This window comes from Paenibacillus sp., assembly GCF_035645195.1.
In the GTDB taxonomy this organism is placed as follows: Bacteria; Bacillota; Bacilli; order Paenibacillales; family YIM-B00363; genus Paenibacillus_AE.
In genome coordinates this window covers 239,693-248,619 of the sequence record NZ_DASQNA010000033.1, presented here as the reverse complement: position 1 = coordinate 248,619, position 8,927 = coordinate 239,693, and the positions used below count along the sequence as shown (strand labels likewise).

8 protein-coding genes are annotated in these 8,927 nt (G+C 59.7%); all 8 read right to left on the bottom strand.

Annotated elements, in window-relative coordinates; translation table 11 throughout:
- Positions 1 to 302: 302 nt before the first annotated feature.
- The 8 genes from VE009_RS18585 to VE009_RS18550 all read right to left on the bottom strand — a co-directional run bounded on the left by VE009_RS18585 (position 303) and on the right by VE009_RS18550 (position 8,922).
- Positions 303 to 602: a hypothetical protein gene (locus VE009_RS18585; RefSeq protein WP_325010169.1), complete on the bottom strand. Its 300-nt coding sequence runs from the start codon at positions 600 to 602 to the stop codon at positions 303 to 305.
- A gap of 104 nt (positions 603 to 706) precedes the next feature.
- Positions 707 to 2,305 (bottom strand): FAD-dependent oxidoreductase, encoded by a 1,599-nt coding sequence (locus tag VE009_RS18580; protein WP_325010167.1) that lies wholly within the window; start codon positions 2,303 to 2,305, stop codon positions 707 to 709.
- Positions 2,306 to 2,315: 10 nt separating this feature from the next.
- The gene (locus VE009_RS18575) at positions 2,316 to 3,140 is read right to left on the bottom strand and encodes a MurR/RpiR family transcriptional regulator (protein WP_325010165.1); all 825 of its coding nucleotides are present in this window, start codon (positions 3,138 to 3,140) and stop codon (positions 2,316 to 2,318) included.
- Positions 3,118 to 3,828, bottom strand: coding sequence for an N-acetylmannosamine-6-phosphate 2-epimerase (locus tag VE009_RS18570; RefSeq protein ID WP_325010163.1), 711 nt, complete (start codon positions 3,826 to 3,828; stop codon positions 3,118 to 3,120). The genes VE009_RS18575 and VE009_RS18570 overlap by 23 nt, the downstream gene beginning before the upstream one ends.
- Before the next feature lie 10 nt (positions 3,829 to 3,838).
- Positions 3,839 to 5,374 carry a DUF4127 family protein gene (locus VE009_RS18565; protein WP_325010161.1) on the bottom strand — a complete coding sequence of 512 codons (1,536 nt, stop codon included), beginning with the start codon at positions 5,372 to 5,374 and terminating at the stop codon, positions 3,839 to 3,841.
- A gap of 26 nt (positions 5,375 to 5,400) precedes the next feature.
- Positions 5,401 to 6,195 carry a carbohydrate ABC transporter permease gene (locus VE009_RS18560; RefSeq protein WP_325010183.1) on the bottom strand — a complete coding sequence of 265 codons (795 nt, stop codon included), beginning with the start codon at positions 6,193 to 6,195 and terminating at the stop codon, positions 5,401 to 5,403.
- A gap of 74 nt (positions 6,196 to 6,269) precedes the next feature.
- The gene (locus VE009_RS18555) at positions 6,270 to 7,163 is read right to left on the bottom strand and encodes a sugar ABC transporter permease (RefSeq protein WP_325010159.1); all 894 of its coding nucleotides are present in this window, start codon (positions 7,161 to 7,163) and stop codon (positions 6,270 to 6,272) included.
- Between the two features lie 85 nt (positions 7,164 to 7,248).
- Positions 7,249 to 8,922 (bottom strand): alpha amylase family protein, encoded by a 1,674-nt coding sequence (locus tag VE009_RS18550; protein ID WP_325010158.1) that lies wholly within the window; start codon positions 8,920 to 8,922, stop codon positions 7,249 to 7,251.
- Between the last annotated feature and the right edge of the window lie 5 nt (positions 8,923 to 8,927).

Genomic DNA, 8,927 nt, shown 5'->3' with positions numbered 1-8,927 from the left:
TTTAAAACTTTGCTGTGATTGCTCACAGCGCGTATGCGCTCGTTGTTCAGTTTTCAAGGAGCAAGCTTGTGTTGCCTTCTTGCTTGTCCGATTCGCTTTTCGCGACCGGAATTTGAATATATCATATTTCCTTGCGACTTTGCAACTGGTAATTTCTCACTCGTCGCTGTCGTCCACCGTCGTAATCAGCGGCGGAAAATCATAATACCATCCCTTGTCGCACAGATGCAACAGGAATCTTTTACCAAGGATATAAAGCAAGCTCCTCCGCGCGTGGACGGAGGAGCAAGCGGTCGGCTTTATCAGTTGTTGCCCATGCCGTCGTCGGCGGCGCGGCGGTTGTTGCTCGTCCCCGAAACGCCGACTCCGTTCGAGCCGACGTCGCGAGAACCGCCGATGCGATTGTCTTCGTAGCCGCTCGGGCGAAGCGTAGGTCCCTGCACGCCGTTGCCATTGTTCATGGCTCCGTTGTTGCGCTGCTGGGAGTATCCGTTGACGTTGTTCATTTGCGCGTTCCCGTTGTCGCCGGCGCCGCCGCATGCGGTAACCACCGATGCGGATACGCAAATGGCGCTGAGCACCAGAAGCAGTTTCCGTTTCATGAGGAGCCTCCTGTTTGTCGCTTTTGGAATGACGAACAGGTATATTGTCCCCTCCAATTTTCAAGCTATGATGGAAAAACGAAGGATCTCGAAATGAACTTCTCTTATGAAGATGTACGGCCCGACATCTCCTCATGCACGCTCCTCGGCCAGCGGCGTTCGACGCCGTGAACCTCCAGCAGCGCAAGGTATGCATCGAGATGCTCCTTCCGCTCCCGCACCTCCCGCGGAGCGACGCCGGTTCGAACCGCGTACGCCGCCAAAAAACCGGCCGCTTCGCCGACGTTCCATTCCGTTGGATGCAGCCGGTAACAGCCGTTGGCAATTTGCGTCGTGCCGATGTTTTTGCAGGCCGGCAGCAAGTTCGCCATTCGGATCGGGATCAAAGCGCCCAGCGGAATTTCATAAGGCGTGGTCGGGATATAAAATCCGCGCTGCGTGACCGTCGTCGGATGCAGATCAAGGTGGTAGCTGCCTACCCCGACGCTGTCCTCGTACGTTTTGATGCCTTCCGATCCGCGCGCCTCCAAGCTGACGTCGTTTTCCGTAATCGTGTACACGGCTTTGATCCGCCGCGATTCCCGAACATATACCGCTTTCGCGAGCCCGTCCTCCGTCCCGAGCGCATCGCCGCGCAGCCGGATCCCCGGATAGCCTTTCCCGCCGTCCAGGCGAGGCGCTTCCGTCTGAAGCCAGAACACCAGCGACAGCGTCAGTTGACGGGCGGCCTCGAGATGACGCCGACGGTCCTCCGCCGCGACGCCGATGATCGGGCCAAGGAAATAGTCGTTCTGCGGCCAATTGAGCAGCGTCAGTTCGCCGTCGTATATCGGATGCGCCAAATGAACGGGGTCCAATATTCGGCGGTAGTCCCACAGCGAAACGATGCCGGCTTCGTTCGGAAACAGCGTAAACCGCTTCGTCCGCGTCCCGTCGGCGTCCATCGCGTTCCAATCCAAGATCGGATACCGGGAAAAAGACGGGACGTACGATTTCCAAAATTCGTACTGCTCGGGCTTATCGATCACAAACCGTCCGCCTTCCACATAATCGAGCGCCGCGACGTGCGTAATCGACTGCATATCGAGCGGGTCGGCTTCCTCCAAAGCGTGAGGCTCGCCCGTTTCGCTCCGCGCTTCCGCGCCGGAGACGTGCTCGACGCCGGCGAGCGGCAGCAATTCGCCCGTTTCCGTCGCATCCAGAAAATATCGGCCGGTCAATACAGTTCGACGGCCGCTCGGCGCATGGCATACGATGACGGACTTCACGCGGTCGACATCAACCTCGGCGCTTACCGCCGTCGTGCGGTACAGGACGGTAAGGCGCCCGCTGTTCGCGTACGGCGCCAGCATATCCTCGAGCACCCTCAGCGCGACCTTCGGTTCGTGGGCGATCCGGCTCACCCAGCCGTTGCCGGGATTGAGGTGCGGGTCGGCGGCCGCCTTCTCCGTCAACGGGTAGTGCGAGCGATAGTAATCCCGAATCCGATTGCGGAACAGCCGATACGAAGCGGTGCAGCCGAACGACTCGATCCAACGGTGCTCGTCGGGCGGCACCGCCTGGGCCGTCGCTTGGCCGCCGATCCAATCGGTTTCTTCCGTCACGATTACCCGCATACCCTCTTTCAGCGCCGCGAGCGCCGCTGCCGTGCCGCCGAATCCGCCGCCGATGATGACGATGTCGGCATTCAATTTTCGCACCATGAACAGCCCCTTAATAGATCTTGTCTACGACGGCTCGAGCCATCTTCTCTTTGCTTTCCTTCACCCGAGCCAAATCTTTGCGGGCGAGCCCTTCGCAGATGAGGTCGATCAAGAACAGCTGCGAAATTTTCGCGCCGATCGATCCGCCTTCGAGCGGAGCTTCCTTCCCGGCGGTCAGCAGGACGACGTCGGCGACCGAGGCGACCGGCGATTTCGCGTAATTCGTCATCGCGACGACGGAGGCGCCGCTTCGCTTCGCCTTCGTCAAAATGTCGACCGTGTCGAGCGTGCTTCCGCTCAGACTGATGCCGAAGGCGACGTCCCCCGGTCCCATCGTCGCCGCCATCATCGCTTGAAAATGCGCGTCGGCGACTGCCTCGGCGCGCCGGCCGATGCGGAGAAACCGCGTTTTAGCGTCCAGCGCCGTAATGCCGGAGGAGCCGACGCCGAAAAACTGCACTTGGCCCGCCCGATCGATCAGATCGATCGCTTGTTCCAGTTTGGCTTTATCGAGCAAACTCATGCTGTCCTGAAGAATGCTCACGGTCTCGGAATACACGAGCTGGGCGAAATCCGCCGAATCCGGAACGTCCGTCTCGGTTCTCCGGGCGCTCACGTCTTGCGCGAGCGCCAGCTTGAAGTCTTGATAGCCCTTAAACCCGATTTTGCGGCAAAACCGCATCACGGTCGTCTCGCCGACGCCGGAGACGTCCGCGAATTCTGTCACCGAGTAAAAAATGATATCGTCCGCGCGTTCCAGCAGGCTGTCAGCCACTTTCCGTTCCGACTTCGTGAACGACGGGTAGTTCGTGTTAACTCTCAGCTTGATGTCCATGCGTCCTTACGCTCCCTTGTTTGGCCGCGGCGACGAACCGATGCGTGATGAGCTGCGGACGGGTGATGGCGCCGCCGACGACGACGCAATGCGCCCCAAGCCCCAGCAGCCGCGAGACGTGCGCCGGCTCGCTCACGCGCCCTTCGGCGAATACCGGGATGCGCAGACGGCGGGCCGCCTGCGCGACCAGTTCGAAGTCCGGATCGGTCCGCCGCGGGGAATACGGCGTATAGCCCGACAACGTCGTCGCGACGGCGGCGACGCCGAGCGACTCGGCATACGCCGCTTCTTCGAGCGTCGAGATGTCGGCTATCGCCGGGAGGCCGCGTTCTTTCATATAGAGCACCAATTCCTCCAGCGTGCATCCGTCCGGCCGGGGGCGCGGCGTGGCGTCGAAAGCGATCATGTCCGCTCCCGCCTCAACCAACTCATCTACTTCTGTTGTCGTCGGCGTAATGTACACGTCCGACCCGGCGTACTCGCGTTTGACGATCCCGATCACCGGGAGCGACACCGTCCGCTTGATTCGGACGATATCTGCCTTCGTATTGGCGCGGATCGCAACGGCGCCGCCTTGCTCCGCGGCTTTGGCCATCTTCGCCATCGTTTCCGAGCCGTACAACGGCTCATGAGGGAGCGCCTGGCAAGATACGATAATGCCGTGTTTCACTAGCTCGGTCACTTTCATCCGCGTCACCCTATTCGTTACGTAATACCGCTTTCGCTGTCATCCCCGCTTCGAACATCCGGCTCCACGGCATATACACATCCACGATTTCAACGCGCATCGCATCGGTATCGACATACGCTTGAACGAACCGCCGCAGCCGTTCCTTTGCCATCTCCGCCGCACGCCCGCGCGGGCCGTCGACAGCGAAATAAGACATCCCCATCTCCGGGATCGGTCCTTCCGCCATCGCCTTGCGAACTACGGCGCAATAACCGAAATCCTCCGCGAACCGCAGCGCCAGAAAATCTAGATGCGCCTCCGTTCGGCCGAAAAGCCCGTACATCATCAGCTGCGCGATCGCCGTCCCGAGACTGTTCGAGCTCGTGTTCCACCCCGCGTAGCCGGCAAGGTCGAACAGGACGCCTTGCTGCCGGAGCAGCTTCAGCAGCTGCAGGTCGCCTCCGTTGGCGTACGCGACGTCGGCGACCGCGACCGGCTTGCCGAACCGGCGCATCGCGAAAGCTCCGAACTCTACCAGTTCGACAGCGTTGCGAAGCACTTGATAGGCCGCGGACGGACGGTCCTGCACGTTCGATTCGGCCATCTCGGCGCCCGGCGCGTTGACGAGCAGCAGCAGATCGGCCTCCTGCGCCGACGCCGCCGTCTGTCCGCCGGCCGCAAGGATGTGCAGCTTCACGCTCTCGAACAGCGGCCGGTCTTCGTACAGCGGCGTCACGAACGGCGATCCCGCTCCCGACATCCGCGGATATACGAGAGGCATCGCGCCGCAGATCCGGTTGATCATGCGGGCGAGCAGCGTGCAGCCCGCCTCGTCCGCGCCCGGATACATCAACGCGCGCAGCTCCGCGTTCCGCCTTCCGATCTCCTCGCGGACGCGCTGCTGGTCCTTCGCCGTCCAGCCGTACGGCGCGGCGTCGTCCTGCGGAATGGCGAGAAAATCGATGACGCCTTCCTCCACGTACGCGAGCGCTGCTCGATTCGCCTCGACGTTGATCGCCCGGCGTCCGAGATAGTCGTCCTCGACGGCACGGGGCAGAGCCGCTTCGACGGCGGCCAGCTCCGCAAGCTCGGCCTCGTCCGCGATGCCGAGCTCCCGGCGATGCGCGAGATATCCTTTGCGGAACAGCTCGCGCCCATAATGCTCGTAATAGTCGGGCTCCTCGTCCGAGCTCGAATATTGCGGGCACCTCATAATGAGGTGAATCGCGAACAGCGTTAGCCGCGGATTGCGGCGTTTCAGTTCGCGCAATCTTGTCAGCCGTCCGGCGCATGCCTCCGCGCTCAGCCGGTGGAGGCGGGAAGGAACGAGCCCGCCGTACAGCAGCGTATCGAGCGACAGGATCGCCCCGTCCGCGTCGGCGCATTCCCGCTCGAGCCATGCCCACAGCGCGTCGACGTCGGCCGGAATCTTTTTCCGCCCCATCAGATCAATCCCGGGGCGGACGAGAGACAGCCCGGCGCATTTTCCCAACAAATACGGAAATTCGTAATTGCAAGGCCGTTCGTCCAACGGCACGTATACGATTTTCGCCCCCGACAGCATCCTTAGCCCCCCTCTGCCGGTCTGCCTCACCCTTTCAACGCGCCGGCCATGCCTTCCATGTAATAACGCTGCGTAAACAAGAACACCGCGATGATCGGAATGACCGACAAAATCGTCCCGGCGGCGATCCAACCGAAGTTATACGAAAATTGCCCGTTCAAATACGTCAAGGCGGACGCGATCGGATACTGCTCCGGATCGCCCAGCACGACCATCGGCCACAGGAAATTGTTCCAGAACGCCATCATCTCCAGCAGGACGATGACCGCGATCCCGGGCTTCACGAGCGGCAGCATGAGCTGCCACCAAATACGGAATTCCGAGGCTCCGTCGATTTTGCCGGATTCGCGAAGCTCGTCGGGTACGCCCAAAAACGTTTGACGCATGAAAAAAATATTAAACACCGACACCGCGGAAGGAAGGACGACGCCGACGAACGTATCAAGCAGACCGAAGGCGCGCAGCGTGACGTAATGAACGACCATCGCGGTGGACGACGGGATGATCATCGTCGAAACGAGTATCGCGAAGACGACGCCCCGGCCGCGGAACCGAAGCTTGGCGAGCGGGTACGCCGTTAGGCACGACAGCAAGACGTTGCTGGCGATGCCGAGCGACGTAATGATCAGCGTATTGCCGATATAGCGAGGGAAGTTCATAAAATTCCAAACCTCGACGTAGTTAGCGAAATCGATGAACGTCGGCACGATCGTCGGCGGAAAGGTGAAAATGTTTTTCCCGGGCATCAGCGAAGCGCTCAGCATCCACAAGAACGGACCCATCAGAAAAACGGCCAGCGCGAGCAGCAGCGTATATCCGATCGCGTATCCCGACGCGCGTTTCCACGTCTTCGCGACCGTCGCCCTGCGGCGATTCGTCGTATATACGGTACGGATCAATACGGATGCACACCGCCTTTTCGGTTGATCTTAAATACAAGGACGCTGAGCGCGCCGACCACGACGCTGACGATAAGCCCGAGCGCGGAGGCGTAGCCGAAATTGAACTGCTCGATGCCCTGCTGATAAATGTACAAGCTGGACGTCAGCGTCGACGTTCCCGGTCCGCCGTCCGTTAAAATGAACATTTCGTCGAAAACGCGGATGGCGCCCATCAACGAGATCAAGCTGCAGAACAGCACGTACGGCCGCAGCAGCGGAATCGTAATGTTCGCGATCACTTGGCGCAGGCTGCCGCCGTCGATTTTCGCCGCTTCGTACAGCTCCGCCGGAATCGACTGCAGTCCGGCCAAGTACAGCATCATGTAATACCCGAGCCCTTTCCACATCGTAATGAACATCAGCACGAACAACGCGGTATCGCTGTTCGACAGCCAGCCGATTTTCCGGTCGATGACGCCGAGCGAGAGCAGCACGTAGTTAACGATGCCATTGTTGCTGAGCAGCCAATGCCAAATGATCGCGATCGCGACCGCGACCATGGACGTGACGACCGGGATGTAATAAGCGGTGCGGAACGCTTGGATCCCGGGCAGTTTGCTGTTGACGAGGATCGCCATGAGAATCGAGAACATTTGAATGAACGGCACGACCAAGATGTACAGCACTGAATTCCAGAGCGATGCGAGAAAATTCCGGTCTTCGAAGGCGCGCGCGAAGTTGCCGAGGCCGACGAACGACGTATCCCCGATGACGGAATAGTTCGTTAATGAGAGCGGAACGCTGTACACAATCGGCCACACGACAAATATGGCGATCACCGTAAGCCCAGGCGCCATGAACGCCCACGCGGTCATCGATTCGAAAGAAAGCCGTCTCGCCGCTCGCAATGCATTCTCCCCCTTTCGTTCGAACGTTCGAAAGCCAAGGAAAGGCCGCGCGGAATGCAGCCTTTCCCGGTCGCTCCCTCGCCGCCTACTCCGCTTCGGTTTGCCTGCTGAGGCCCGGATTTTCGTGCGGCGCATGCGATTTCTTCAGTTCTTCCTCCAAGATGTGCCACCAGTCGTACCATTCGAGATAGACGAGATCGAAGATCATGATGCCGTGCGTATTGTCGAGCGTCGTGCGGATCGCCTCGCGGAATCGCTCGGGGTCATGCTGATACTGAAGCAAGTAGAGGCTTCCGTAGACGAACGTCGCTTCGTTCACCGCTTCCGTGCTTTGATTCGCGCCGCCCTCGACGCTCATCCATTCCGGATTGCCGGCCTCGATCGCTTCTTGCTCCGTGATGTCCGTGTAGTACAGTCCCGTTTGAATGAAGTCGAGCATGTCGGCATACCCGTACTTGTGATAATCCGGGCTCGCCCACGGTTCGTCCGGGTAATAGTCTTGGCTGCCCCAGTTCACGCCCTCGTTGTAGTAGTACGGATACCACGAGCCGACGTAGGTGCTGAAATCGAGCGTCTCGTCGATCGATTTGACGAGCGTTTTCGCTTCATAGAAGAAGTTAAAAATATTGTGCGCGCGCCATTCGATCCATTTCTGATAGAGCGGTCCCGGAACGATTTCTTTCCCGTCCTCGGTGAACGTGATCGTGAAAATGTCCGCGGGCCACTGCTGCACCTGCGCTCCGATATATTGCTCGAACGCTTGGCGGCTGAGATCGCTAAAATCGGCGTAAATGTTGGAATAGCGGGCTCGGTCGAGCACGATGCCGTCCACGTCGTACTTCGTCGCGAGCTCCCGGATGATGTTCAATTCGTACTCGCGCACTTCCGGGTACAGCGGATTGACGAACGTGGAGAACGTCGGGTATTGGTTCGCCGGCACGATTTGCGTTTTCGAACCGGTCGTATCGACCTTATCCCCCACCTTAAGATGTTCGAGAATCCAAGTCCGCGCGAGCCCGTGACCGGAGAGCACATAGCCATCCGCGGGAACGGCGGCGATTTGACCTGTCGTCGCGCTGTCGATGATTGTCGTGACTGTATCGCCCACGACGACCGCTTCGGCTCCCCATTGATTCACGCGCGGCGATCCGGTGTAGCTCGGCGTATATTTGACGAGCGCGTTCGTGCCTCGGACGACGTCGACGCCGAACAAATCGTACGCGCTGCCGTCCGGCGCCGCGACGACCTGCGTCGCGTAGTAGAAGTGGGACTGCCACTCCGGATGCGCGAACGCCGGTCCGTCTTTGAAATCGTTGCTCCCTTCAGAGAACACGTTGACGGCCGCATGCACCCGGATTCCGCGTTCGCGGGCTTCCTCCAGCACGACCTGGAGCAGGTCGTAACCTGGCGCGAAATAGCCTTGATAGCTCGGGATTTTGGACGTGCTGATATGCGGCGCGTAGGCGCTCTGGTAAGCGACGTAACCCGTGTAGTTTTTGACGTCGAGCACGATCGTGTCGATGTTCGCCTGCTTCGTTTTGTCCAGCATCGCCTCGACCGCTTCACGGCTGTTCAGTCGACTTAAATTCGCGGCCAAGTCGTACCACAAAATATTTCCCTTCAGTCCTTTGGCGTTGATGATGTTGTCCAGCACATGATGTCTCGACGTGTCGTTCGCCGCGAACGCTTGCGTCGGAACGGCCATCGCGAGAAGCAAGGCGATCCAGCAGATCGCCGTTTTCCATCCTCTGGTTCTCATTCCAT